Annotated in this window: 23 protein-coding genes and 1 tRNA gene; 13 read left to right on the top strand and 11 right to left on the bottom strand. The window is 58.8% G+C overall.

Annotated elements, in window-relative coordinates; translation table 11 throughout:
- The first annotated feature begins 1 nt into the window (after nt 1).
- The 3 genes from NTD84_RS21090 (at nt 2) to pabB (ending at nt 4099) form a co-directional block, all read left to right on the top strand.
- Complete coding sequence (locus tag NTD84_RS21090; protein WP_262169527.1) at nt 2-1537, top strand: inactive transglutaminase family protein; 1536 nt, start codon at nt 2-4, stop codon at nt 1535-1537.
- A complete protein-coding gene (locus tag NTD84_RS21085) occupies nt 1537-2523 on the top strand; it encodes an alpha-L-glutamate ligase-like protein (RefSeq protein ID WP_262169526.1) in 987 nt (328 codons plus the stop codon). Before NTD84_RS21090 ends, NTD84_RS21085 begins: the two co-directional genes overlap by 1 nt.
- A gap of 238 nt (nt 2524-2761) precedes the next feature.
- Complete coding sequence (pabB, locus tag NTD84_RS21080) at nt 2762-4099, top strand: aminodeoxychorismate synthase component I (protein ID WP_262169524.1); 1338 nt, start codon at nt 2762-2764, stop codon at nt 4097-4099.
- A 127-nt stretch (nt 4100-4226) separates the two neighbouring features.
- Here the strand turns inward: pabB and thrH are convergent, their stop codons facing one another.
- Nucleotides 4227-4844, bottom strand: coding sequence for a bifunctional phosphoserine phosphatase/homoserine phosphotransferase ThrH (gene thrH, locus NTD84_RS21075; RefSeq protein ID WP_262169522.1), 618 nt, complete (start codon nt 4842-4844; stop codon nt 4227-4229).
- Nucleotides 4845-5017: 173 nt separating this feature from the next.
- Here thrH and NTD84_RS21070 point away from each other — a divergent pair, with 173 nt between their 5' ends.
- From NTD84_RS21070 to NTD84_RS21060, 3 genes are all read left to right on the top strand, one after another.
- Nucleotides 5018-5758 (top strand): phosphoadenylyl-sulfate reductase, encoded by a 741-nt coding sequence (locus NTD84_RS21070; protein ID WP_262169519.1) that lies wholly within the window; start codon nt 5018-5020, stop codon nt 5756-5758.
- A gap of 567 nt (nt 5759-6325) precedes the next feature.
- On the top strand, nt 6326-7861 hold the full coding sequence (locus tag NTD84_RS21065; protein WP_262169517.1) for an NCS1 family nucleobase:cation symporter-1: 1536 nt from the start codon (nt 6326-6328) through the stop codon (nt 7859-7861).
- Nucleotides 7862-7915: 54 nt separating this feature from the next.
- Nucleotides 7916-8644, top strand: coding sequence for an aspartate/glutamate racemase family protein (locus tag NTD84_RS21060; RefSeq protein WP_262169515.1), 729 nt, complete (start codon nt 7916-7918; stop codon nt 8642-8644).
- Nucleotides 8645-8673: 29 nt separating this feature from the next.
- Here NTD84_RS21060 and NTD84_RS21055 read toward each other — a convergent pair whose 3' ends face one another.
- Entirely contained in the window at nt 8674-9597 is a 924-nt protein-coding gene (locus NTD84_RS21055; protein ID WP_262169512.1) for a LysR family transcriptional regulator, read from the bottom strand.
- Between the two features lie 124 nt (nt 9598-9721).
- Here NTD84_RS21055 and NTD84_RS21050 point away from each other — a divergent pair, with 124 nt between their 5' ends.
- Complete coding sequence (locus tag NTD84_RS21050) at nt 9722-10468, top strand: 3-oxoacyl-ACP reductase family protein (RefSeq protein ID WP_262169509.1); 747 nt, start codon at nt 9722-9724, stop codon at nt 10466-10468.
- A 69-nt stretch (nt 10469-10537) separates the two neighbouring features.
- Here NTD84_RS21050 and NTD84_RS21045 read toward each other — a convergent pair whose 3' ends face one another.
- Nucleotides 10538-11233: an HAD-IA family hydrolase gene (locus NTD84_RS21045; RefSeq protein ID WP_262169507.1), complete on the bottom strand. Its 696-nt coding sequence runs from the start codon at nt 11231-11233 to the stop codon at nt 10538-10540.
- Between the two features lie 261 nt (nt 11234-11494).
- Here NTD84_RS21045 and NTD84_RS21040 point away from each other — a divergent pair, with 261 nt between their 5' ends.
- Nucleotides 11495-16360 carry an RHS repeat-associated core domain-containing protein gene (locus NTD84_RS21040; RefSeq protein WP_262169504.1) on the top strand — a complete coding sequence of 1622 codons (4866 nt, stop codon included), beginning with the start codon at nt 11495-11497 and terminating at the stop codon, nt 16358-16360.
- Complete coding sequence (locus tag NTD84_RS21035) at nt 16360-16752, top strand: hypothetical protein (protein WP_262169501.1); 393 nt, start codon at nt 16360-16362, stop codon at nt 16750-16752. Before NTD84_RS21040 ends, NTD84_RS21035 begins: the two co-directional genes overlap by 1 nt.
- Before the next feature lie 112 nt (nt 16753-16864).
- On the opposite strand, the gene NTD84_RS21030 is transcribed toward NTD84_RS21035, so the two are convergent.
- From NTD84_RS21030 to NTD84_RS21010, 5 genes are all read right to left on the bottom strand, one after another.
- The gene (locus NTD84_RS21030; protein ID WP_262169499.1) at nt 16865-17062 is read right to left on the bottom strand and encodes a hypothetical protein; all 198 of its coding nucleotides are present in this window, start codon (nt 17060-17062) and stop codon (nt 16865-16867) included.
- Between the two features lie 99 nt (nt 17063-17161).
- Nucleotides 17162-17350 (bottom strand): hypothetical protein, encoded by a 189-nt coding sequence (locus NTD84_RS21025; protein WP_262169496.1) that lies wholly within the window; start codon nt 17348-17350, stop codon nt 17162-17164.
- Nucleotides 17351-17477: 127 nt separating this feature from the next.
- The gene (locus tag NTD84_RS21020) at nt 17478-17906 is read right to left on the bottom strand and encodes a glycine zipper domain-containing protein (protein WP_262169494.1); all 429 of its coding nucleotides are present in this window, start codon (nt 17904-17906) and stop codon (nt 17478-17480) included.
- Between the two features lie 187 nt (nt 17907-18093).
- The gene (locus NTD84_RS21015; RefSeq protein ID WP_262169493.1) at nt 18094-18465 is read right to left on the bottom strand and encodes a bacteriocin; all 372 of its coding nucleotides are present in this window, start codon (nt 18463-18465) and stop codon (nt 18094-18096) included.
- A gap of 312 nt (nt 18466-18777) precedes the next feature.
- The gene (locus tag NTD84_RS21010) at nt 18778-18966 is read right to left on the bottom strand and encodes a hypothetical protein (RefSeq protein ID WP_262169491.1); all 189 of its coding nucleotides are present in this window, start codon (nt 18964-18966) and stop codon (nt 18778-18780) included.
- A gap of 130 nt (nt 18967-19096) precedes the next feature.
- Between NTD84_RS21010 and NTD84_RS21005 the strand changes: the two genes are divergently transcribed.
- Entirely contained in the window at nt 19097-19315 is a 219-nt protein-coding gene (locus NTD84_RS21005) for a hypothetical protein (RefSeq protein ID WP_262169489.1), read from the top strand.
- Here the strand turns inward: NTD84_RS21005 and NTD84_RS21000 are convergent.
- The gene (locus tag NTD84_RS21000; protein ID WP_262169486.1) at nt 19302-20576 is read right to left on the bottom strand and encodes a Wzz/FepE/Etk N-terminal domain-containing protein; all 1275 of its coding nucleotides are present in this window, start codon (nt 20574-20576) and stop codon (nt 19302-19304) included. The genes NTD84_RS21005 and NTD84_RS21000 overlap by 14 nt on opposite strands.
- A gap of 259 nt (nt 20577-20835) precedes the next feature.
- A tRNA-Ser gene (locus NTD84_RS20995) sits at nt 20836-20925 on the bottom strand.
- Nucleotides 20926-21232: 307 nt separating this feature from the next.
- Here NTD84_RS20995 and NTD84_RS20990 point away from each other — a divergent pair.
- The 3 genes from NTD84_RS20990 (at nt 21233) to NTD84_RS20980 (ending at nt 23961) form a co-directional block, all read left to right on the top strand.
- Nucleotides 21233-21922 carry a crotonase/enoyl-CoA hydratase family protein gene (locus NTD84_RS20990; protein ID WP_262169483.1) on the top strand — a complete coding sequence of 230 codons (690 nt, stop codon included), beginning with the start codon at nt 21233-21235 and terminating at the stop codon, nt 21920-21922.
- A 214-nt stretch (nt 21923-22136) separates the two neighbouring features.
- Nucleotides 22137-22859: a 1-acylglycerol-3-phosphate O-acyltransferase gene (locus NTD84_RS20985; RefSeq protein ID WP_262169480.1), complete on the top strand. Its 723-nt coding sequence runs from the start codon at nt 22137-22139 to the stop codon at nt 22857-22859.
- Nucleotides 22860-22989: 130 nt separating this feature from the next.
- Nucleotides 22990-23961, top strand: a complete 972-nt coding sequence (locus tag NTD84_RS20980; RefSeq protein ID WP_262169478.1) for a magnesium and cobalt transport protein CorA — start codon at nt 22990-22992, stop codon at nt 23959-23961.
- A 110-nt stretch (nt 23962-24071) separates the two neighbouring features.
- On the opposite strand, the gene NTD84_RS20975 is transcribed toward NTD84_RS20980, so the two are convergent.
- Nucleotides 24072-24794 (bottom strand): amidotransferase, encoded by a 723-nt coding sequence (locus NTD84_RS20975; protein WP_262169475.1) that lies wholly within the window; start codon nt 24792-24794, stop codon nt 24072-24074.
- Between the last annotated feature and the right edge of the window lie 11 nt (nt 24795-24805).

The raw sequence follows: 24805 nt of genomic DNA, 5'->3' as shown, positions 1-24805 counted from the left end.
AATGCGCTCTCTTACCCTCCATCTGAAACTGCTGATCGCCATCCTGGTGGTGCTGGGCATTTCAGTTACGGCCTATCAGATCTTCGTGCTCGGCATTCCCGTCACCGAAGATGCCACCGACGACTTGTGGAACATCGACGCCAAGGTCGAGTTCGTCGCCAGTGCCAAGGACCCGGTGAAGATCCAGATGTTCGTGCCGCCACTGAGCCGCGATTACGTCAGCCTCAACGAAAGTTTTATCTCCAACAATTACGGCGTGGCCGTGAACCGTGTCGACGGCAACCGCAAGGTCACCTGGTCAGCACGCCGCGCCAAGGGCAACCAGACTCTTTATTACCGCCTGGTGCTGACCAAGCGCTACACCGGTGAAAAATCCAAGATCAAGGGCCCGACCTTCCGCGACAGCATCGCCGTTGAAGGCGCGGAAAAAGTCGCCGCCGAAGCCCTGCTCGCGCCGATTCGCCAGCATTCCGCCGACGTCGAAACCTTCATTGGCGAGGCGATCAAGCGAGTCAACAACGTCAACGACGACAACGTGAAACTGTTGCTGGGCGGCGATCCATCCAGCGGGCACAAGGCCAAGATCGTCGAACTGGTGCTGTCCATCGCCCACGTGCCGGTGGAAAAGGTCCACACCATCCGCCTGGTGGCCGACCAGCCGCAAACCCCGGAGCTCTGGTTGCGCAGTTTCAACGGCACCGACTGGCTGTACTTCAACCCGGAAACCGGCGAACAGGGCCTGCCGACCGACCGCCTGCTGTGGTGGACCGGTGACGAAAACCTGATCACTGTCGATGGCGGCAAGAAAGCGACCGTGACGTTCAGCCTGAACAACAGTGAAATGAACGCGATTCGCCTGGCCAAGCTGACCGACGAAAACACCGACGCCAACTTCCTCGAATACTCGCTGTACGGCCTGCCACTGCAAACCCAGCAGACCTTCATGATCATGGTGATGATCCCGATCGGCGTGCTGGTGATCCTGATCCTGCGCAACCTGATCGGCCTGCAGACCCTCGGCACCTTCACCCCGGTGCTGATCGCCCTGGCCTTCCGCGAAACCCAGCTCGGTTTCGGCATCGCGCTGTTTACCATCATCACCGCGCTGGGGCTGTCGCTGCGCTCGTACCTTGAACATCTGAAGCTGCAAATGCTGCCGAGGCTGTCGGTGGTGCTGACCTTCGTGGTGGTGTTGATTGCCGCGATCAGCCTGTTCAGCCACAAACTCGGCCTGGAACGCGGGTTGTCCGTGGCGCTGTTCCCGATGGTGATTCTGACCATGACCATCGAACGCCTGTCGATCACCTGGGAAGAACGCGGTTCCGGGCATGCGATGAAAGTGGCGATCGGCACGCTGTTCGCCGCGTCCCTGGCGCACCTGATCATGAGCGTGCCGGAGCTGGTGTACTTCGTGTTCACCTTCCCGGCGGTCCTGCTGATCCTGGTGGGCTTCATGCTGGCCATGGGTCGCTACCGTGGCTACCGCCTGACCGAACTGATCCGTTTCAAGGCTTTCCTGAAGAAGGCTGACGCCTGATGTTCGGCTTCTGGAAGACCTGGAAGGCCCTGGAAGCCCGGGGCATCATGGGGATCAATCGGCGTAACGCGGACTACGTGCTCAAGTACAACAAGCGCAGCCTGTACCCGATCGTCGATGACAAGATCATCACCAAGGAGCGCGCGATCGCCGCCGGCATTCATGTGCCGGAACTGTACGGCATCATTTCCACCGAGAAAGAAATCGACAACCTCGACGAGATCATCGGCGGACGCAGCGACTTCGTGATCAAGCCGGCCCAGGGCGCGGGCGGCGACGGCATCATTGTGGTAGCCGACCGCTTCGAGGGCCGCTATCGCACGGTGTCGGGGAAGATCATCAGCCACGAGGAAATCGAGCACCATGTCTCGAGCATCCTCACCGGCCTCTATTCCCTGGGCGGACACCGGGATCGGGCGCTGATCGAATACCGGGTGACACCCGACCAGATTTTCAAAAGCATCAGTTACGAAGGCGTGCCGGACATCCGCATCATTGTGCTGATGGGTTACCCGGTCATGGCGATGTTGCGCCTGCCGACGCGCCAATCCGGCGGCAAGGCCAACCTGCACCAGGGCGCCATCGGTGTCGGGGTCGACCTCGCCACCGGCCTGACGTTGCGCGGCACCTGGCTGAACAACATCATCACCAAGCACCCGGACACCACCAACGCGGTGGACGGTGTGCAACTGCCCTACTGGGACGGTTTCATGAAACTTGCGGCCGGCTGCTACGAGCTGTGCGGGCTGGGTTACATCGGTGTCGATATGGTGCTCGACCAGGAGAAAGGGCCGCTGATTCTCGAGCTGAACGCCCGGCCAGGGTTGAACATCCAGATTGCCAATGATTGCGGCCTGACGCTGCGTACCCATGCGGTCGAGGCTCGGCTGGAAGAGCTGAAGGCACGCGGCGTGAGCGAAACCGTCGAAGAGCGCGTGGCGTTTGTGCAGGAAATGTTCGGGCATATTCCACCGGTTGAGGGTTGATCCGAACCGAGGTGCGGCCATCGCTGGCAGGCCAGCTCCCACAGGTTTTGCCGGCGTTGCCCAGATTGCATTCACACCATGAATTCCTGTGGGAGCGAGCCTGCTCGCGATGACAATCGAACAGGCATCGCCGCGCCAACCCTGCCCCCAATATGCCAGTCCCCGACATCCCTCTAGGAGCAATCCCCCGAGGGGACTACAATCGCCACCCCGCTTCAATGGCTGACCTGCCCCGCCCATGCTGACCTGCTCCGTACATCCCCTCCCCTATCGCGCCAACCCTGCCGAGTACTTCGCGGCGATTCGCCATGCGCCTGGCGCCGTGCTGCTCGACAGCGGCCGCCCGACGGCCGACCGCGGTCGCTTTGACCTGCTCAGCGCCTGGCCAATCGAGCAGCTCGCGGTATTGCCTGATGAAAGTGGCAGCGATTTCCTGCAACGCCTGCGGGAAAATCTGACGCGACTCGGTGAAGCCGCCGTTGCGTTTGACCTGCCCTTCGCGGGCGGCCTGATCGGATACCTTAGCTACGACTTCGGTCGGCACCTGGAACGCTTGCCCAGCCAGGCCCTAGACGACCTGCATCTACCGGATGCGCGTTTCGGCTTGTATGACTGGGCACTGATCACGGACCACCAACGGGCGACCAGTCAGCTGGTTTTTCACCCGACGCTGATTGACAGCGAACGTCAGCGTTTGACCGCACTTTTTAGTCAGCCTGCGGTTGATGCGATCGAGCCCTTCAAACTGACAACGCCGATGAGTGCCGACCTGAACGCTGAGGAGTATCGCCACGCCTTGGCGCGCATTCAGCAGTACATCCAGGCCGGCGACTGCTACCAGGTCAACTTTGCCCAACGTTTCCGCGCCGAGTGCGAGGGTGATCCCTGGGCTGCCTATTGCGCGCTGCGCGCTGCGTGCCCGACCCCTTTCTCCGGTTTCCAGAGCCTGCCTGACGGTGGCGCGGTGCTGAGCCTGTCGCCAGAGCGTTTCGTCAAAGTCAGCGAGCGCCATGTCGAAACCCGACCGATCAAAGGCACCCGCCCCCGCGGACTGACGGCCGCCGAAGATGCGGCGAACGCCGCCGAACTGTTGGCCAGCCCAAAGGATCGCGCGGAGAACCTGATGATTGTCGACCTGCTGCGCAACGACCTCGGCCGCACCTGCCGCATCGGCTCGGTACGGGTGCCGGAGTTGTTCAGTCTGGAGAGCTATCCGAACGTGCATCACCTGGTGAGCAGCGTGACCGGGGAGCTGGCGGATGATCGCGACGCGCTGGACCTGATCGCCGGTAGCTTCCCTGGCGGCTCGATCACTGGCGCACCAAAGATTCGGGCGATGCAGATCATCGATGAGCTGGAGCCGACCCGGCGCGGCCTGTATTGCGGCTCGCTGTTGTACCTGGACGTGCGTGGCGAGATGGACAGTTCCATCGCCATTCGCAGCTTGCTGGTCAAGGATGGGCAGGTGTGTTGCTGGGGTGGCGGCGGGATTGTCGCGGATTCGCAGTGGCAGGCGGAGTATCAGGAATCGATCACAAAGGTGAAGGTGCTCCTGGAAACACTACAAAACCTTTGACCTGAAACACCATCCCCTGTGGGAGCGCGCCTGCTCGCGATGAACCTGAGAATACCGCTGGGTGTCAGGTACCCATCGTCATCGTTGGCGACCATCGCGAGCATGCTCGCTCCTACAGGGATCGTGTTTACAGAGACAGGGTGCGGTTCGAAGCCTTGATGAACTCCTGCTTCAAATCCTCAAACGTGTGCACCGCCGGAAACTGCGGGAATTCGCGAATCACATTGTCCGGCGCATGGAACAGGATCCCCGCATCCGCCTCGCCCAGCATCGTGGTGTCGTTGTAGGAATCCCCTGCGGCAATCACCCGGTAGTAAAGGCTTTTGAACGCCAAGACTGACTGGCGCTTCGGATCTTTCTGACGCAGCTGATAGCTGGTCACCCGCCCGCTGTCGTCGGTAATCAGACGGTGGCAGAGCAAGGTCGGGAAGCCCAACTGGCGCATCAGCGGTTGGGAGAACTCATAGAACGTGTCCGACAGAATCACCACTTGAAAACGTTCGCGCAGCCAGTTGACGAACTCGATAGCGCCATCCAGCGGCTTGAGTGTGGCGATCACTTCCTGAATGTCGGCGAGTTTCAGCCCATGTTCGTCGAGGATCCGCAGGCGCTGCTTCATCAGCACGTCGTAGTCGGGAATGTCCCGGGTAGTAGCCCTGAGGGATTCGATCCCGGTTTTTTCGGCGAACGCGATCCAGATTTCCGGGACCAGCACACCTTCAAGATCCAGACAGGCAATTTCCACAAGACACTCCCATTTGTATTGATTATTGAGTCGAGCGAGCAAAAAGACTGCCGAACTCTAGCGACTCGGGCGGGCCGGCGCAACGCAGAGGGCGCGCCAGCCGATGCCGGATTTTGTTACCATCAGGCCCATATAGAGCGCCCAGCGCCACCGACCTGTAGGAAGCCGCCCTGATGAGCCCATCGTTCGATGTCGTGGAACTCGCCACGACCTATGCCAACAAATCCGCCCAGGACATCCTGAAACTCGCGTTTGCCGAGTTTGGCGATGACCTGTGGATATCTTTCAGCGGTGCCGAGGACGTGGTGCTGGTGGACATGGCCTGGAAGCTGAACAAGAACGTCAAGGTGTTCAGCCTCGACACCGGTCGCCTGCATCCCGAGACCTACCGTTTCATTGATCAGGTGCGCGAGCACTACAAGATCGACATTGAACTGGTGTCACCGGACTATACGAAACTGGAACCGTTCGTGAAGGAAAAGGGCCTGTTCAGCTTCTACAAGGACGGCCATGGCGAGTGCTGCGGCATCCGCAAGATCGAGCCATTGCGTCGCAAGCTGTCCGACGTGACCGCCTGGGCGACCGGGCAGCGCCGGGATCAGAGCCCAGGCACCCGCAGCGCCGTCGCCGTGCTGGAAATCGACACCGCCTTCTCCACCCCGGAACGTACCCTGTACAAATTCAACCCGCTGGCCCAAATGACCAGCGAGGAGATCTGGGGTTACATCCGCATGCTCGAACTGCCGTACAACAGCCTGCACGAGCGCGGTTTCATCAGCATCGGCTGCGAACCCTGCACCCGTCCGGTGCTGCCGAACCAGCACGAGCGTGAAGGTCGTTGGTGGTGGGAAGAGGCGACGCAGAAAGAATGCGGGTTACATGCGGGGAATATCATCAGCAAGACCAAGGCTTAACCTCAGCCTGGTGAAATTCAATGTGGGAGCGGGCTTGCTCGCGAAGGCGTGGTGGCAGTCGACAGGGCGTTGCCTGACACACCGCGTTCGCGAGCAAGGCCGCTCCCACACCGGTCTGTGCCCCTCAAAAATGTGTACACACGAATGTCACCATAGGTGCCATTTATGTGTGCATTTTTAGTTTCTGCGCCCTGAATAGTTACACCCTGCCCTTCTGATTTCCTCGATCGACCTTCCCCTCCGCCTCGCCGAAAAAAATATACCTGCCCAACCGGTCAATTTTTATCGTCTTTATTTCAATCACTTACCTCAAATCAATAACAAAAAGAAATGACGAGGGAGATTCATAGATCTTCGACTGGCATGGATCTGGCTTAAGTGCATACATGTTTTGTATACAATAAATTCAAAACATACACACACTTTAGATCCGCAAGCCTGAAGCGCCCTATCCCGTACAGGCTGCAGATGCCCCGAAATCAATGATGTTGTTGCCCGCGACGAAGATTTGTCGAGCCCACGCTCACGCACAGTCATCGCGACGCCAAGCTTCAGGAGCCTGCCGGAATGCGTACTAGCCTCTCCAATAACAACATCGCGCTGGATCTGCCCTCCCTCACCCCCGCTGCTCACGATCAAACCTTCCAGGAACCCGTGGTCCTCAGCCCGCGGCTGCACAACAAAGACCTGGCGCCAACCAAGGCCGAAGGCCGGCGCTGGGGGCGCTACAGCATTTTCGCCCTGTGGACCAACGACGTTCACAACATCGCCAACTACTCCTTCGCCATCGGCTTGTACGCATTGGGCCTGGGTGGCTGGCAGATTCTGCTGTCCCTGGGCATCGGCGCGGCGCTGGTGTACTGCTTCATGAACCTGTCCGGCTACATGGGCCAGAAAACCGGCGTGCCGTTTCCGGTTATCAGCCGGATCAGTTTCGGTATCCATGGCGCGCAAATTCCCGCCTTGATCCGCGCCATTATCGCCATCGCCTGGTTCGGTATTCAGACGTACCTGGCCTCGGTGGTATTTCGCGTGCTGCTGACAGCGGTGCATCCCGGGTTCGCCGATTACGACCACAACTCGATCCTCGGTTTATCAAGCCTGGGCTGGGTGTGTTTCGTGGCGATCTGGCTGGTGCAGCTGGGCATTCTGGCCTATGGCATGGAGATGGTACGGCGTTATGAAGCGTTCGCCGGGCCGGTGATCCTGCTGACCGTCGCCGCCCTGGCCGGGTGGATGTACACCCAGGCCAACGCGACCATCGCCTGGTCGATTCGCGAGCCGCTGAGCGGTGGCGAAATGTGGCGCAACATCTTCGCCGGTGGCGCGCTGTGGCTGGCGATCTACGGCACGCTGATCCTGAATTTCTGCGACTTCGCCCGCTCCTCGCCGTGCCGCAAGACAATCAAGGTCGGAAATTTCTGGGGCCTGCCGGTGAATATTCTGGTGTTCGCCGGTATTACCGTCCTGCTGTGCGGGGCGCAATTTCAGATCAATGGCCGGATCATCGAAAGCCCGACGGAAATCATCGCGTCGATTCCCAACACGTTCTTCCTGGTACTCGGTTGCCTGGCGTTCCTGATCGTCACCGTAGCGGTGAACATCATGGCCAACTTCGTCGCCCCGGCCTTCGTCCTCAGCAACCTGGCGCCGAAATACCTGACCTTCCGCCGCGCCGGGCTGATCAGCGCGACCCTCGCGGTGCTGATCCTGCCGTGGAATCTCTACAACAGCCCGCTGGTGATCGTGTATTTCCTGTCCGGCCTCGGTGCCCTGCTCGGCCCGCTGTACGGGGTGATCATGGTCGACTACTGGCTTGTACGAAAAGCTCAGGTCAACGTGCCGCAGTTGTACAGCGAAGACCCGAACGGCGCTTATTACTACAGTCGCGGCGTCAATTTGCGCGCGGTGGCAGCGTTCATTCCTGCCGCCCTGATCGCCATCATCCTGGCGCTGGTGCCGGGTTTCCACCTCGTATCGCCGTTCTCCTGGCTGATCGGCGCCGGGATCGCCGGAATGCTTTACCTGATCGTCGCCAAACGGCAGCCCCACTACGCCGACGTCAGCGGCGAAGCCATCGCGGTCGACAACGTCAGCCATTAACCCATGACGGCCCGGCACCGTCGGGTCGCAGAACCAACGCTATAAGGATTTTCCATGCGCATTCTCGTGGTCAACGTCAACACCACCGAATCCATCACCCAGGCCATCGCCCGCTCGGCGCAAGCCGTGGCCGCGCCGGGCACCGAAATCATCGGCCTGACCCCGCACTTCGGCGCCGACTCCATTGAAGGCAATTTCGAAAGCTATCTGGCCGCCATCGCCGTGATGGACCGGGTGATGTCCTACGACCAGCCGTTCGATGCGGTGATCCAGGCGGGTTACGGCGAGCACGGCCGCGAAGGCTTGCAGGAGCTGCTCAACGTGCCGGTGGTGGACATCACCGATGCGGCGGCGAGCACGGCCATGTTTCTCGGCCATGCCTACTCGGTGGTCACCACGCTGGACCGTACCGTGCCGTTGATCGAGGACCGATTGAAACTGTCGGGGCTGTGGGATCGCTGCGCATCGGTGCGAGCCAGTGGCCTGGCGGTGCTGGAACTGGAATCCGATCCGCAGCGGGCGCTGGAGGCGATCGTGCGGCAGGCTGAATTGGCGGTGCTCGAAGACAAGGCCGAGGTGATTTGCCTGGGCTGCGGCGGGATGGCCGGGCTGGATGAACAGATTCGCCAGCGCACGGGTGTGCCGGTGGTGGACGGTGTCACGGCGGCGGTGACGGTTGCCGAGTCGCTGGTGCGGTTGGGGTTGTCGACGTCGAAGGTGCGGACTTACGCGACGCCGCGGCCGAAGCACATCGTTGGCTGGCCTGGGCGGTTTGGCAGGTAGACCGCGTTATCGTTCTTCGCGAGCAAGGCTCAAACCGCACTAAACCGCGCCCCCAACCCCTGCTCCGCAAACTGCTCGATAATGAAATCCACGAACGCCCGGGTCTTGCCCGGCAACAATTTGTGCTCCGCGTAATAGATGGAAATGTTGCCGTCATCGACATACCAGTCCGGCAACACCCTCTGCAATGTCCCGGCCTCCAGATAACCCACGGCAAACGGCATGCTCACCAGCGCGATCCCCAACCCCTGCGCCGCCGTGGCGCACGCGGCTTCTGAATCACTCATGGTCATGCGCGCCCTCAGCGCCAACGGACTGTGTTGCCGGGTGCGGCTGGTCAATTGCCAGGAGCGCACGCGCCCGGTCTGCGGCGAGCGGATCAGAATGCCATCGTGCTGCCTGAGATCGTCTGGCTCGGCAATCGCTTCCCGCTGGGCCAAATACCCCGCCGAGGCCACCAACACCCGATGCGCTGGCGTCAGCTTGCGTGCCACCACGCCTTGGGGCAGTTCGAAGCCGCCACCAATCGCCGCGTCGAAGCCCTGCGCGATCAGCTCGACCTGACGGTTTTCAAAGTGCCAATCCGGGTTGATCGCCGGGAACCGCCGCAGAAACTCGCCGAGCAAGGGCACGACGTACAAACGTCCGAACGCCGTGCCCATGCTGACTTTCAGCGTGCCGGCCGGTCGTCCTTCGGCGCTGGAGAGGTTGGCCACCGCATTCTGGATCGTGAGCAGGCTGGAGCTGACTTCCCCCAGGAACAGATGACCGGCTTCGGTCAGCGTCAGGCTGCGGGTACTGCGCTGAAACAGCCGTACGCCAAGGCGTGCTTCCAGTTTTGCGACGCTCTTGCCAACGGCAGCGGGCGTCAGACTCAGGCGTCGCGCCGCTTCGGCAAAGCTGCCCACTTCTGCGCTGCGCACGAAGCATTCGATACTGCTGAAGGTTTCCATAACCGCCACTATAAACTTTTGGTTTACACAGACTATCGCAATTACCGGCTACTCAGGGGGCAATCACAAATTGATACTAGGCTCCATCAACCGAGACATCTCGCCTCGGACTTTGGAGATCGACATGACTACTCAGAACCTCAGCGGCAAGGTGGCTTTGATCCAAGGCGGGTCTCGCGGCATCGGCGCCGCCATCGTCAAACGTCTGGCCGCTGAAGGCGCAACCGTTGCCTTCACTTACGTCAGCTCCGCGGCCAAGGCCGAAGACCTGCAAAACAGCATCACCGGCAATGGCGGCAAAGCGCTGGCGATCAAGGCTGACAGTGCCGACGCCGAGGCCATTCGCCATGCCGTGAGCGCCACCGTCAAAGCCTTCGGTCGCCTGGACATCCTGGTCAACAACGCTGGCGTGCTGGCCGTGGCCCCGCTGGAAGATTTCAAACTCGAAGACTTCGACCAGACGCTGGCGATCAACGTCCGCAGCGTGTTCATCGCCACCCAGGAAGCCGCGAAACACATGACCGAAGGCGCACGCATCATCAACATCGGCAGCACCAACGCCGATCGCATGCCCTTCGCCGGTGGTGGCCCGTACGCCATGAGCAAAGCGGCGCTGGTCGGCCTGACCAAAGGCCTGGCCCGTGACCTCGGCCCGCGCGGAATCACCATCAACAACGTGCAACCCGGCCCGGTCGATACCGACATGAACCCGGCCAGCGGCGACTTCGCCGAGAGCCTGATCCCGCTGATGGCGGTGGGCCGTTACGGCAAAGCCGAAGAGATCGCCAGTTTCGTCGCCTACCTGGCGGGCCCGGAAGCCGGCTACATCACCGGGGCAAGCCTGACCATCGACGGCGGTTTCGGCGCCTGATGAATCAAACGCAGTGCAAAAAATGTGGGAGCGGCGGGGCGAACAAGTCGCACCGCCGCTCCCATATTTTTACGCCCAGTCGAGCGCAGGCAAGCCGCAAGCGCTAGGCGTAAACGCTTTCAACGTACGAAGAATCCCGTCGGCGTGTGCGTATTTTTCGTCAGCCATCGCCGCATCGGGGATCGCAATCGCCGTCATCCCCGCCGCTTTCGCCGCCGTAACACCGAACGGCGAATCCTCGAACACCAGGCAATCCTCCGGCGCAACACCGAGGCGTCGCGCCGCCGTGAGAAAGATGTCCGGCGCCGGTTTCGCCGCGCCGACCTCCGGGTCGTCGGCCGTCACGATGAAGTCGAATAGCTCGAACCAGTCGCGGTGCAAGGTGGTTTTCTGGCCGAACGACTGACGCGATGAACTGGTGCCCACCGCAATCGGAATATTGTTGGCCTTTAGATGCCGGACCAGCTCCTCCGCACCCGGCATGGCCAGCGCGGTCGGGAAACGCTCGCGCATCAGTGGCTCGCGAATCTCCAGGAACTCCTCGGCGGTGATCGGCAGTTCCAGCGCCTCGACCACATAACGCGCCAGGTCACCGGCGCCACGGCCAATGATGTTCTGTTTGACGCTCCAGTCGAAGGTCCGGCCGTAGCGCCCGGCAATGATGGAGGTGACCTCGGTGTAAATGCCCTCGGTGTCCAGCAGCAAGCCGTCCATATCGAAAATCACGGCTTTGATCGGGCCGAACGCTTTCAGCGGTGCATTCATCGCATCTGATCCATTTTTTAATGACATCCGCACCGATTCGGCCATGCCTGAATCGCGGATTTGATTAAAGGGTTCAGCAGCATAGCGAGCGCGGCCGGCACAGGGCAACGGGCAATCTCCCGACGGCGGTAAAACCGCAAGCGCTTCAACAGTCGCGATTTAGCGATTCGCCCTACACCAAACACCTCCTTTGCCGACTTCTTTCCCCGGCGATCCCCCGCAAAGTCTCGCGCTCCAAATCGATCCGCGCGAGGACTGCGAATGTTCAACCCTGACAAGGTCCTGGCCTTGAACAACGTCATCGGTCTGCTCGTGGTCGCCGCCAGGAACCACGAGACGCCGGATGTCGAAGCGGTGCTCAAGAATTTCCGCCTCTGCCTCAACAGGTACGACGCGTGGGCGGAAAACTTCTGGAGCGGTTGGGCGCTGGGCGTCGAGCAGGTATTCAAGGTCGGCAACGACGTTCGTCTAAGCGCGCCGAAGGATTCCACCACCCCCGTCAGTTCCACACTCGCCACCTGCCCGGCCAGCGGCCCCCTGACCCTGGTGCACATGTTCGAAGCCGCGCGCTTTGTGCCGATTGGCGATACGCCGGTGCTGCTCGAACCCGTGCTGGCCGACGACAATGGCGTACCCCTGTTTGGCGAACCGATCCACAGGTTCATCGGCCCCAGCGGCATCCTCGAAATTCCCGATTGCTGGCGCGGTCAGCGTTATCGCATCACGTTCTTTCCCAATGTTTCTACCGACCACGTCAAGGCGCTGTACGCCTCTTATCAAAGCGTGGTCGAGGAGCTCGAGGGCTGGCTGCGCAACGAATGGACGGCTGAGTTTGAACCGCTGTGGGCCGGTTTTTCCGAAGCCACGTTCACCGAACGTTACGGCCTGCTGCGGCGGGCAGATTGGCGCGGCTTCGAGAACTCGCTGCACGGCCTGTGGGATGACGTAAAGCAGGTCTTCGCCTTGATGGCAGACCTGCAAGCCAACAGCGAAAAACTCCTCGAATACCTGACCGAACTTGAGCTTGAGACGCTGCTGAACGCCTCGACGGAAGCCATCGCCAACCTCTTGCTGGTGCTGAGCGATGAGCCGCTGATGTTCATTCACCTCGCGGCCTTCACCAGTTGGCTGCAGCTGTTGCCGCCACAGTATGTGGTCGAAGTCATGGCGGAAATTCGTACAGAGATCCTGATCAGTTTCCTCTTGGTGCGGCTCACGGGTCCTGCGGGCCTGAACCTCGGCATGAGCGCCAGGACGCTGGGCAAGATCAAGTCCGAACGCGCCCGAAAATGCCTGGCGGCGGCGAGTTTGCGACTGGCCAGGCTTGCTACCCGGCCCGACCTGACCCACCACGCGCTCACACTTAAACCGTTGATGGTCAGCGCCCGGCCTGCACCGCTTAAACCTGCGCCGGCAGTGCCGTTGCACATCACCACTCGCGAATCAGTGGTGCAGGTCGAACATCCGCTCGCCATTGCCCGCGACAAATCCGAAGCCATGACCCGCCTGGGCCGGCACGAGCACCGCGACGATGCCCCTGCCCCGGCGAAAAACCTGAATGGCGACACTGTCGATTCAGCGGACAACACGCTGACGAATGGCTGCCCCGTGTCGATGGTCACCGGCGAGGAATTGCTGACCCTGAACGACGGCGCGCTGGATGGACTGCTGCCCTTCGAGTTCACTCGGGTGTATCGCACCAGCGCTGTTGAAATCGATGGGGGGCTCGGGTTTGGCTGGAGTCACTCCCTGGCCCATCGATTGGCATTCGATGGCGACCATGTCGACTGGATCGACCATGAAAACCGTCGCACCCGTTTCCCGCTACCAAACAGCGAGCGACCCGCCATTCACAACAGCCTGTCGCGGGCGGCGATTTATCTGGGCGACGAGCCGGAAGAACTGGTCCTCGCGCTGGCTGGGGAGACGACGCGCTTCTACCACTTTCGGACAGGCCGCCTGGCGGCCATCAGCGACGCCTACGGCAATCGGCTGACAGTGCAGCGGGACAGGTCCGACAGAATCATCCGCCTCGACAACGGTGCCGGTCGTTCACTGCGATTGCGCTATGAGCGCCGCCACCTCGCCGCCGTCGAGTACCAGCGCTTTCAACCCGCCGACACACTGGAAGATGCCTGGCGCACCGAGCAGACACTGGTCACCTACCGCTATGACGCCTGCCATCGCTTGATTCAGGCGACCAACGCGGTTGGTGAAAGCGAGCGCTACGACTACGACGAACAGCACGTCATTTTGCAACGGCAACTGGCCGGCGGCGCCAGTTTCTTCTGGGAGTGGGAAAGGTCCGGCAAGGCTGCGCGATGTGTCCGTCACTGGGCATCGTTTGCGCAAATGGACACACGCTATGTCTGGGATGACAACGGCAGTGTGCACGTAAAAAGCATCGATGGCGGTGAAGCGGTCTATCAGCACGATCATCAGGCGCGGCTGGTGCGCCGTGTCGAGCCTGACGGCGCGGAGCACCGTAACGCTTATGACGACAAGGGCCGGTTGATTGCCGAGCAGAATCCGCTGGGGGCGATCACCCACTACCGCTATGACGAAATCGGGCGTCTGATTGCCCGGATTCCGCCTGAAGGTGAGCCAACCTCCTACGAATACCGCCATGGTTTCCTGCATGCGCGCTCCTGCGGTAAATCGGTGTGGAAGTACCAGCGCAATCCCCAGGGTGACGTCACCCAAGCAACCGATCCTGACGGTCATGTCACCCACCATCACTACGATGAAAAAGGTCGGTTGTTGTCGACCCGATACCCGGATAACAGTCGACATCTATTCGTGTGGAATACCCTCGGGCAGTTGGTTGAAGAAACGCTTCCGAACGGTAGCCGGCGGCGTTTTTCCTACGACGCGTTGGGGCGGCGGACTACCCGTCAGGATGAACACGGCGGCGTCACCCGTTACAAGTGGGACGCTGTTGGACGACTTGTCCAGACGACGTTTCCTACTGGCGCCAGTCGCGCCTTCAGCTACAACGCCTACGGCAAAGTCACCGCCGAACGGGATGAACTCGGTCGCGTCACGCGCTATGAATATCTCGACGATCTGCACCTGATCAGTCGTCGGATCAATCCCGATGGCACCCAGCTGCGGTATCGCTACGACAACGCGCAACTGTTGCTGACAGAAATCGTCAATGAATCCGGCGAAAAATATCGGCTGGACTACACGCGCCGCGGATTGATCCGACAGGAAATCGGCTTCGATGGCCGCCGCACCGCCTACGCCTACGACCTTAATGGGCACCTGCTGGAGAAAACCGAGTTCGGTGATGACGACACCCGGTGGGTCACCGCCTATCAACGGGATTCAACCGGACGGCTGCTGGTCAAGACGCTGCCGGATGGCGACAAGGTCGAGTATCGCTATGACAGCCTGGGCCGGCTGGTCAGCGTCGATGACGGTCACGATCACCCGCTGGAGTTCGAGTACGACGCACAGGACCGGCTGATCACCGAACATCAGGGCTGGGGCACGTTGCGCTATGGCTACGACGCCTGTGGCCGACTCAATCACCTGCGGCTGCCAGACAACAGCAGGCTCGACTACCACCATGCCAAGGGCGGCGCGCTGACCGCCATCGACCTCAATGGGGCCCCCCTCACGTCGCACAGCTTCGTCGGCGACCGCGAGCAGACCCGCCGGCAGGGCCTGCTGCTCAGCGAATATCAGTTCGACGAGCAGGGACGCCTGAAAGCCCACACGATAAGCCAACAGCAACAGCCGATGTATCGCCGCGACTATGCCTACAGCGCGAACGGCAATCTCGACAGCATCGCCGATACCCGCCACGGCCAACGCAACTACCACTACGACGCGCTCGACCGCTTGACTGGCGTCCGTCACACCCGTGATCAGCAACCGGAAAGCTTCGCCCACGACCCGGCCGGCAACCTGTTGATGCAGGACCGACCCGGTGTCGCGAAGGTGCTGGGTAATCGCCTGTTGATGCAGGGCGACCGCCATTACGACTACGACGCCTTCGGCAACCTGATCCGCGAACGTCGTGGCATTGCGCAAAAACTGGTCACCGAATACCGTTACGACTGCCAACACCGACTGATCGGCGTCACGAGCCCTGATGGACGCTGCGCGAACTACCGCTACGATGCGTTTGGCCGCCGCATCGCCAAAACCGTCGACGGCAAAACCACCGAATTTTTCTGGCAAGGCGACCACCTCGTCGCCGAAAGCAACCGCGAGCACTACCGTAGCTACGTTTACGAACCCGGCACCTTCCGGCCGCTGGCCCTGCTCGACGGCAAAGGTCCGCGCAAGGCCTGCCCCTTCTACTACCAACTCGACCACCTCGGCACACCACAGGAGCTGACCGACTACAGCGGCGACATCGTCTGGGCCGCACGCTATGCCGCCTACGGCCGCCTCACCCGCCTCAATCGAGACACCCACCAGATCCTCGATCAGCCTCTGCGCTTCCAGGGCCAATACTTCGACCCGGAAACCGGCCTGCACTACAACCGACATCGGTATTACCAGCCGGACGTCGGGCGGTATCTGACGCCGGATCCGAGCCAGTTGGCTGGGGGGGTGAATCAGTATCGGTATACGCGGAGTCCGACGGGGTGGGTGGATCCGCTGGGGTTGAGTGAGTGTCCGGGGGCGGGGAAATGCGGGACGGGGGCGGGGGTTGAGGATCCTGCTGGCAAGGTTAAGGCTGATGAGGGAGCTCCTCCTACTCCATCCCCAAAACCAAACAAGCGCTACTTGTACCGAGGAGACTCGCGGGAATCCTGGGAAATTTTTGAAACTGGTTTTGAGCCTTTGGGAGATAGCATGGACATTTATCTACATGCACATGACAACCGAAACCCTCCCAGTTTTTTTGTCAGCACGTCGACCTCAGAAAATGCGGCTATACAGTTTGCGACCGGATACGGGTTTGAAGATGGGTTCGTGTACGTCATAAAAAATATTCGCGGGATCGATGTGAATAAAAAACTAGGTCTGCTCTCACCCCACAGAGGTGAAACGGAAATTGCTATGCCCGGAGGAATAGACAGCAAAGATATTCTCGGTGTGACTCCTGTGCGCGCCGACGGCAGCTACGAAGGCTACTCAATCCCCAATCCGAAAAGGAAGCCATGATGAAGATAATTGAAATACCTACGGAGACCCGCGGAGTCAGGGATAAGGCCGTGATCGAATGCGACAGGAGAATGTTGTCGTTGAGTCTGGTTATGGAAAGCGGCGCGAGGAAAACATACACCGCTCACGACCTTTACTTTTGCCTCGGTCTCTTGCGAGCTGACTTCCCGGAAACGAAGTTCCTATGCAAAGGCGCCAAACTCAATGTGTACCCCTCGCGAATGTCATCGCAAATGTCCTCCGGATTGATGGCGTATGAACTGCAGCTGGGTAAGCCAGCCGAACCTAGCGACCTGGTTAGAATCTTTGATTATGAGGAGACCGGAATTACTACTGATATCCAGCAGCAACGTGATTTTTACAAACGCTGGATCGAATCTTTCCCACGTTAAAATTCTGAGCGCGTGTCTACAGTGATTACCTGTTTCACTAGCGCACTAGCATGGGGTGCTAGTGCTCGGTGCGAAACACCTACGCGCTCATCAACTATTCAAGCGACAAATATCAACTTGGCTCGCCCGAGTTATCATTTCCTGCAATATCCGGATCATCAGGATCCGCCTCAACTTCGCCATCAGGCACCTCCTCCACACCCGCCTCATCATCCGGCGGACGCTGATCGCGACTCAGCGAATCGGTCGGCGAAGGCAGCGGGTACTCCGGCGTGTCATCGAAATCAGCATCTTTCGAATCAGCTTTCATAAAGCACCTCTCAAGGGAACTGAAAAACAGGTCCTGACGTTTCGATGACTCTGCGATGAACGCCGTTCAATCCGGGGGACCATCGGTCGCAGCGGCCGATCACTGCTCGTCTTCGTCATCATCCTCGTCTTCAAACTCGGTCAGGCCCACATCGCCCGCGTCATCGGCATCGTTGAGCGGCACCGTTGCATCATCCATCAGCGACCCCGGGTCTTCATTCCCCGGATCATTGATAAACGGCAGCCCGCTTGGACCTTTTTCTTCCTTGCCTTCGGTTTCCGGCGTCATGACAGGCCTCTCACTTTATTCAGGTGTGTATGAAGTTCGAGGCGGGCTGGAGGCAAACGTTCCAGAACCCTTCTCGCACATACAAAAAACCCGGCGCAAAGGCCGGGTTCTATCATCGCGATCGAGTTCAGCGATGTTTATTCCTGTGTTTATTCTTGTGCTTGTTCTTGTGACCGTTACCCGAATGGGAACCGCCGCTGTCGGTGCCGACGTTGTTGCCCACCGCGCCACCCGCCGCACCGCCCAGGCCTGCGCCAATGGTCGAGCCGGTCGAGCCACCGAGGCTGTTACCAATCACCGAACCACCCGCCGAGCCCAAGCCACCGCCGACAGCAGCCGCGGTACGGCTGCCTTTCGGTGCACCTACCGCACTGCCCGCCGCGCCACCCACACCTGCGCCAATTGCGGCGCCTGTGCTGCCGCCCATTTGCTGGCCGACCACGTTACCCAACGCACCGCCAATACCACCGCCAACCGCAGCCGTGCCGTCACCGGCCGCCATTGCACCTTGAGCGACCAAAAGTCCCAGAACCAACGTGGACACTGTCAAACGCATGATATGAACCTCTAATTCCGCATCGGGAGAAAGAACGCGCTGCGGATGAGCGGAGTCTAGCATCTGCCCCACTGAATCCGGCCAGCGTTGAGGCTTGGACCGCTAAAGAGGCGACATCTGCGAAGGAGAAACAGACAGACACAAAAAGCCCGGCATCAAGCCGGGCTGTTGAGCGAATCCATCAGAATCAGTGACGCTTGTGACCCTTGGCCAGGTTGCTGCCCACGCCACCGCCCAATGCACCACCCAAACCAGCGCCGATGGTGGAACCGGTCTTGCCGCCCAGGCTGTTGCCGATCACCGAGCCGCCCGCAGCGCCCACACCGCCGCCGATTGCCGCTTTGGTGCGGCTGCCTTTGCGTGCGGCTACAGCGCTGCCGGCTGCGCCTGCGACGCCAGCGCCAATCGCCGCGCCCGTGCTGCCGCCCATGCTTTGGCCGACCACATTACCCAGTGCACCGCCCAGACCGCCGCCAATCGCGGCAGTGCCGTCGCCGGCAGCCATTGCACCTTGAGCAACCAAAAGTCCCAGAACCAGAGCGGGCACAGTTAAACGCATGACAAGAACCTCAAAAAATGGGGGAAATCAAAAAGGGTCGAGATTGAATGCTTAAGCGGCGAGGAAGTCCAGACGCAAAGACTCTACCCTCACCATTGGCGACGGTTGGACAGCGTTTTTGGAAAAGGTTTTATGGCAGGCAAAAAAAAGCCCGCTGGGGAGACGGGCCAGGTGTTGCTTTCTAACGGATGAGTTGAGCCTACGTAAGGCCTTGTGAAAACTTTGTGAAAATATTCAGCGAGGGTAAACGCCACAGCAAAATCCTTCAGCCATAAAAAACCCCGTTCGAAGACGGGGTCTAAAGGTGGCTTGCTACTTCCTGACCGGCGCCGCGACCTTGGGTAAGAATTTTGCTTTCGGCCCTTGGCGGACCATGGTCTTCATCTTGCCAAGCTTGGCCTTGTCGTCACCGAAACCGGTTAAATACTCGGTCTGGCCACACTGCACGCAGTTGTTGATCGGAAACTCAGCCCCGTCATCTTCGATATACGGATCAGCCATCTTTACGCCCCTCTCAAAAGCGGGATCGACACCGGCAAGCCCTATTTGCCTGAAACATGTCGATCACCAAGCTTTCGAGACTAGCCGGTCATTACCAGACTTGTTATTCAGATTTGCCGGCGCCCGACGAATGGCCTACGCCGCATCCTACGAAATACAAACAGGATTGTTCACCTGGATTACCCAACGTTTAACGGCCGTTCCCTGTGATGAAAAAACCACCACCCTCCCGCCCGGCATGCTGATCTCCTTCGATGGAGTGGGTTGTCGTGGTGGTCATGCTGCTTCCTTATTCAGCGTCAAATTATCAAAAACGCTGCCTGCAACCAGGGTTATCAGGATGACTTGATTCGGCCCGCTGCAGCGGCGAAATGGCGAATACAAACCAGAAACAATCCCAAAATGAAACCAAACGTCAAACCCATTAGCACGACCAACAGCGTTTTAGGTTTGATTGGACCTGAAGGCGGTTGTGCAAACTGATCAATTGTCACCAGCTTAAGCGCTGTCGGGCTGATACTCAGACTGTTCAGCCGGGAAATTTCGGAACGCAGCGACTCCACATCGAGCAGGAAAAGATCTTCATTTTCCCTCTGACTCAACACCTCCGCTTCACGATTGACCTGGAGCAGCTTCAGCGCTTTGGCGATTTCAGCAATGCGCGCTTCGGTGAAGTCGTCCGAGTGGCGCTGTTGCAAAACTGCCCGCTCCGCCTCGAGCGCTTCAGCCCCCATGAAATAGAGTGGTGACTGCTGAGCACTCACTAACACATTAGCTGCACCCTGGTGGTCAGTTACCATCGAGGATGGCGGCGTGGCGGGCTTTTTTATACCCAACGTTTTGGCGATGAAAATGGCCTCGTCCAGCTGTGTTATTCGATCATGACGCCGCGTTTTCAGCTGAAGGCGCAAGGCCTTGAGTTCATCTTGCAATCGAGCTCGCTGGACGGCATCAGTCTCACGCAGCAAAGCGATCTTAGCTGCTTTGGCATTGTCATAATTGGCGCGAGAGGCGCTGATTTGCTGACCAAGCTCCATTAAACGATTGTCTCTTATTACTTTTAACTCATTAGCAATTTTTTCATTCTCGATATCGATCACATACCTGACGAAGCCATTCAAGATAGCGCTTCCATCCATTCCTTCGGGGTAAGTAAAAGTCAGCCGTACAAAAGCATTGAACTTGTCAAGCTTCCCCTGATCCTGAGGCGTTATCGAAATAAATTTATTGTTGAAAGAATCAAATGTCTGCTCCAGCGTCCGCCCCGGCAGCTGTAAATGACCGAAGAAGGCTTCATTGCTTCGGAAAAAACCCAGGCGGGTTTCGTAGGAGTCCAGCGCCACCCTGATTTTTAACAGGGCTTCGTTTGGAGGCAAGGTATACAGCTGGGATCTGTTCAAGGCGTCAAGTTCATCGACAGCCACTGGACGTAATACGCTACTGACCTGGAATTCCCGCGGCGCAAACGATGCATAGACCAGAGCAGTAAGACCACTTAAGACCACTACTCCAAACAAAAAATATTTCTGTTTCCAGACTGCACGACAAAGCTCCAATAAATCCAGCTCATCAGGCGACGTCGCGGCCGGGTTCTTAACATGATCATTCATAAACTTGCATCACTCTGGAAACCAAGTGAGCATTTCATCTAAAAAAATCGACATCCGCTGTAGGACTTATCTGAAATCAGCTAGTGAAATCGATAAATAATCTCATTTCATTGCTGGCGTTTTTTTCCACAGACGGTCGGCACCCTCGGCACCGGCAATACAAGCCGAGCATCGTTGCACCTTGCTGTGCTTTTCAGACGCCAGAAACCACAAAACCCCTGACTTCTCTCGAAATCAGGGGTTCTGGTTACATCGAATTTGGCGGTGAAGGAGAGATTCGAACTCTCGATACAATTTCTTGTATACACACTTTCCAGGCGTGCTCCTTAAGCCACTCGGACACTTCACCGTATCTCTTCAAACATGTTCTGTCTGTCGAGGCGCGCTAATGTAGTCGAAAGCATTTCCGATGGCAAATTTTTTTTGCAGAATTTTCATGCGGTTAGCGATTTAGACGTTCCGCGGCTCCGGGGGCATGGCAAACCTGCCAATCTCCGGCTTCGCACCCTCTCCCTTTATAGAGAGCAATGCGTGGCGGAGGTGGCGGGTAGGCTTACCCGATGAGGAAAAAGGTGACTGGCGGGTCAGTCACGGCGCTTTACCTGGCCTGCGGCGGTGGGTAACGTCTGCCTCAACTTTCATACAAGGAATACGTCATGAGTGAGTTGATTGCCTACCACCTCGAAGACGGTATCGCGACCCTGACCCTGAGCAACGGCAAGGTCAATGCCATTTCCCCGGACGTGATTGCTGCGTTTAACGCTGCGCTGGATCAGGCAGTCACTGATCGTGCCGTGGTGATCATTACCGGTACGCCGGGGATTCTCTCGGGCGGCTATGACTTGAAAGTGATGACGGCCGGGCCTAAAGAAGCAGTGTCGCTGGTAACCGCTGGCTCGACCCTGGCTCGCCGCCTGCTGTCGCACCCGTTCCCGGTGATCGTCGCCTGCCCGGGTCACGCGGTGGCTAAAGGTGCGTTCCTGTTGTTGTCGGCGGATTACCGCATTGGTGTCGACGGCCCGTTCAGCATCGGTCTGAATGAAGTGCAGATCGGCATGACCATGCACCACGCCGGTATCGAGATTGCCCGCGATCGTCTGGCTAAAGCGGCGTTCCACCGCTCGGTGATCAATGGCGAGATGTTCAATCCGCAGAGCGCCGTGGAGGCAGGTTTCCTCGACGTCGTCGTCGCGGCTGAAGAACTGCAAGGCGCGGCGCTGGCGACGGCCCGTCAACTGAAGAAGATCAACATGACCGCGCACAAGAACACCAAGCTGAAGGTGCGCAAGGCGCTGCTGGAAACGCTGGATAACGCGATCACTCTGGATCAGGAACACATGGGTTAACCCAAGCCAGCGCTGTCATTACAAGCCCGACCGTCGTGTCGGGCTTTTTCGTACGGGCCTTGATGAAAAGACGACAACCGCTCTAGCACACGTCTGACAGATAGGTCGGAAACATGCGCTCAAACATCGCCTATCTACTACCTCTATAGCGGCAATTGCCGAAAACAGTGCACATCCGTACACTGCGCCACCTTTTGTCCGGTGGGGCCTGTAAATGCTGTTCGTGCTTCGTATGTTATTGATGGGCCTGCACTTTATTCTCGCCGGCGTACTGGGGGTGATTCTGGGTCTGTGTCGCCCCTTCAATCCGGACAATAGCCGCCTGTGCGCGCGCCTTTATGCATGGCCGGCCATGTGTATTCTGCGTTTACGGGTGAAGGCTGAAGTCGCTCCGCTGATGGATAAGCCCAAGAGCTGCGTGATCATCGCCAACCATCAGTCCAACTACGACCTGTTCGTGTTCGGCAACGTGGTGCCCCGCCGCACCGTGTGCATCGGCAAGAAGAGCCTGAAGTGGGTGCCGCTGTTCGGCCAGTTGTTCTGGCTGGCCGGCAATGTGTTGATCGACCGCGGCAATGCGCACAAGGCGCGCCAGTCGATGTTGACCACCACCCACACCTTGCAGCATGAAGACACGTCGATCTGGGTCTTCCCGGAAGGGACGCGCAACCTCGGTGAAGAGTTGCTGCCCTTCAAGAAAGGCGCGTTCCAGATGGCTATTGCGGCCGGCGTACCGATCGTCCAGGTGTGTGTCAGCAGTTACGTCAAACATATGCGATTGAACCGCTGGCGCAGTGGGAAAATTCTGATTCGTTCGCTGCCGGCGATTCCAACCGCAGGTTTGAGCCTGGATGACATGCCCCTGCTGATCGCCCAGTGCCGCGAGCAGATGCGCGAGTGCATCGCCTCGATGGATCGGCAACTGCAAGCCGCGTAAACGAAACCCGCCCTGTGCGGGTTTTCTTTTGCCGTCGAACTCTGCAAATTTCACTGACTCTCAAGCAGTAGACAAGGCTAAGCTGAACACTGCCTGCCACTGCCACCTGCTAATAAGAAGTGAACCTGAAATGGGTAGAGTTGTTGCTGCTGCGGTTTACAGCGCCGGTAAGAAAGTCACCAATATCACCCTCGACGAAGGCGCGGCCTGGGCTGCCAAGCCGGACCACTTCGTCTGGATCGGCCTCGAAGAGCCGAACGCTCAGGAACTGGCCAACCTGCAACGCCAGTTCAACCTGCACGAACTGGCCATCGAAGACGCCCTGGAAAAACACAGTCGACCGAAGCTGGAAACCTTTGGCGACGCATTGTTTATCGTCACGTACTCGCCCATTCGTGAGAACGGCAAGCTGGAGTTCATCGAAACCCACATCTTCGCCGGCAACGGTTACATCATCACCGCGCGTAACGGCCATTCGGCGTCCTACGCTTATGTGCGCCAACGCTGTGAGGCGCGTCCGCTGTTGTTGGAACATGGGGAAGATTTCGTTCTTTACGCCATCCTCGATTTTGTCATCGAAAACTATCAACCGGTGGGCGAAGCCATCCATGCCGAAATCGATGACTTGGAACGCAACGTCATCTGCAGCGCGTTGAATGAACACGACATCCAGAAACTGCACGGCCTGCGTCGCGATGTCTTGCGCCTGCGCCGGTACGCGGCGCCAATGGTGGAGATTAGCGAAGAGTTACAGAAACTGAGCTTTCCGTTCATAGACAAGAACATGCGCCCGTACTTCCGCGATGTGCAGATCCATGTGACGCGGCAAATGGAAGACCTGACGACCCTGGCGGATATCGCCAGTCAGACCATTGAAGTCGGGGTGTTGCTGGAGGCGTCACGGCAAAGCGTGGTGCAGCGAAAGTTTGCGGCGTGGGCGGCGATTCTGGCATTCCCGACGGCGGTCGCCGGCATCTATGGGATGAACTTCCAGAACATGCCCGAGCTGAGCTGGCATTACGGGTATTTCGCGGTGTTGGGGTTTATAGCGGTGGGCTGTGTGGGTTTGTGGGCGAGCTTCAAGAAATCGGGATGGTTGTAGTCAATACCGAAATATCTGGAGAATTCGCGGGCAAGCCTTGCTCCCACAATGATCTGCGCAGCACCGAAGATCCGTGTAGGAGCAAGCCGGCTTCCAACGAAGCTTTTATCTCAAGCAGCCGCTGGCTTGTGCGCCACAAACCGCATCATCCACTCCGCAACGGTAGTGCCATGATGCTCCTGCTCCAGGCTGGCCATGCCTTTCGAATAGATCTGCTCACCCAGTGCTTCCTGGCGAATATCCAGCAACGCTCGCGAGTAGTCGTGAATGAATTCCGGATGCCCCTGGAAGCACAGCACCTGATCGTTGATGTGGTACGCGGCGAACGGGCAGAAATCGCTGGAAGCGATGACCGTGGCGTTTTCCGGTAGCGAGGTCACCTGGTCCTGATGACTGATCAGCAACGTCAGTTCTTCGCGTACCGGGCTCATCCACGGCGCCTTGGCCGCCAGTTTGTAGTTGTGCGTGCCGACGCCCCAACCCTGGGTCGCACGCTCGCTCTTGCCACCCAGCAGCAACGCCAGCAACTGATGGCCGAAGCATACGCCCAGCAGTTTGTCACCGCGTTCGTAGCGGGTCAGCAGGTACGCCTTGAGGGTTTCGATCCAGGGATCGGTGCCGAAGGAATCGGCCTTGCTGCCAGTGACGAGGTAGGCATCAAACGTCTCGTCATCGCTCGGGTACTCGCCCTGCATCACGTTGTAGACAATGAACTCGGCCGCAATGGGCTGCTGCGAAAACAGACGCTGGAACATCTGCCCGTAACCCTGATATTGATCGACCAGTTCCGGACGCAGGATGTCGGTTTCCAGAATGCAGATGCGTAACGACATAAAAAATACCT

The sequence above is a fragment of the Pseudomonas sp. 14P_8.1_Bac3 genome, assembly GCF_025466085.1.
Taxonomy (GTDB): Bacteria; Pseudomonadota; Gammaproteobacteria; order Pseudomonadales; family Pseudomonadaceae; genus Aquipseudomonas.
This window is presented reverse-complemented; position numbering and strand designations above follow the sequence as displayed.

What these genes read in the sequence shown, in the direction of transcription:
- NTD84_RS21090 (WP_262169527.1), top strand. Translation starts at nt 2, where the DNA reads ATGCGCTCTCTTACCCTCCATCTGAAACTGCTGATCGCCATCCTGGTG.
- NTD84_RS21085 (WP_262169526.1), top strand. Translation starts at nt 1,537, where the DNA reads ATGTTCGGCTTCTGGAAGACCTGGAAGGCCCTGGAAGCCCGGGGCATC.
- pabB (WP_262169524.1), top strand. Translation starts at nt 2,762, where the DNA reads ATGCTGACCTGCTCCGTACATCCCCTCCCCTATCGCGCCAACCCTGCC.
- NTD84_RS21070 (WP_262169519.1), top strand. Translation starts at nt 5,018, where the DNA reads ATGAGCCCATCGTTCGATGTCGTGGAACTCGCCACGACCTATGCCAAC.
- NTD84_RS21065 (WP_262169517.1), top strand. Translation starts at nt 6,326, where the DNA reads ATGCGTACTAGCCTCTCCAATAACAACATCGCGCTGGATCTGCCCTCC.
- NTD84_RS21060 (WP_262169515.1), top strand. Translation starts at nt 7,916, where the DNA reads ATGCGCATTCTCGTGGTCAACGTCAACACCACCGAATCCATCACCCAG.
- NTD84_RS21055 (WP_262169512.1), bottom strand. Translation starts at nt 9,597, where the DNA reads ATGGAAACCTTCAGCAGTATCGAATGCTTCGTGCGCAGCGCAGAAGTG.
- NTD84_RS21050 (WP_262169509.1), top strand. Translation starts at nt 9,722, where the DNA reads ATGACTACTCAGAACCTCAGCGGCAAGGTGGCTTTGATCCAAGGCGGG.
- NTD84_RS21045 (WP_262169507.1), bottom strand. Translation starts at nt 11,233, where the DNA reads ATGAATGCACCGCTGAAAGCGTTCGGCCCGATCAAAGCCGTGATTTTC.
- NTD84_RS21040 (WP_262169504.1), top strand. Translation starts at nt 11,495, where the DNA reads ATGTTCAACCCTGACAAGGTCCTGGCCTTGAACAACGTCATCGGTCTG.
- NTD84_RS21035 (WP_262169501.1), top strand. Translation starts at nt 16,360, where the DNA reads ATGAAGATAATTGAAATACCTACGGAGACCCGCGGAGTCAGGGATAAG.
- NTD84_RS21030 (WP_262169499.1), bottom strand. Translation starts at nt 17,062, where the DNA reads ATGAAAGCTGATTCGAAAGATGCTGATTTCGATGACACGCCGGAGTAC.
- NTD84_RS21025 (WP_262169496.1), bottom strand. Translation starts at nt 17,350, where the DNA reads ATGACGCCGGAAACCGAAGGCAAGGAAGAAAAAGGTCCAAGCGGGCTG.
- NTD84_RS21020 (WP_262169494.1), bottom strand. Translation starts at nt 17,906, where the DNA reads ATGCGTTTGACAGTGTCCACGTTGGTTCTGGGACTTTTGGTCGCTCAA.
- NTD84_RS21015 (WP_262169493.1), bottom strand. Translation starts at nt 18,465, where the DNA reads ATGCGTTTAACTGTGCCCGCTCTGGTTCTGGGACTTTTGGTTGCTCAA.
- NTD84_RS21010 (WP_262169491.1), bottom strand. Translation starts at nt 18,966, where the DNA reads ATGGCTGATCCGTATATCGAAGATGACGGGGCTGAGTTTCCGATCAAC.
- NTD84_RS21005 (WP_262169489.1), top strand. Translation starts at nt 19,097, where the DNA reads ATGGCCTACGCCGCATCCTACGAAATACAAACAGGATTGTTCACCTGG.
- NTD84_RS21000 (WP_262169486.1), bottom strand. Translation starts at nt 20,576, where the DNA reads ATGAATGATCATGTTAAGAACCCGGCCGCGACGTCGCCTGATGAGCTG.
- NTD84_RS20990 (WP_262169483.1), top strand. Translation starts at nt 21,233, where the DNA reads ATGAGTGAGTTGATTGCCTACCACCTCGAAGACGGTATCGCGACCCTG.
- NTD84_RS20985 (WP_262169480.1), top strand. Translation starts at nt 22,137, where the DNA reads ATGCTGTTCGTGCTTCGTATGTTATTGATGGGCCTGCACTTTATTCTC.
- NTD84_RS20980 (WP_262169478.1), top strand. Translation starts at nt 22,990, where the DNA reads ATGGGTAGAGTTGTTGCTGCTGCGGTTTACAGCGCCGGTAAGAAAGTC.
- NTD84_RS20975 (WP_262169475.1), bottom strand. Translation starts at nt 24,794, where the DNA reads ATGTCGTTACGCATCTGCATTCTGGAAACCGACATCCTGCGTCCGGAA.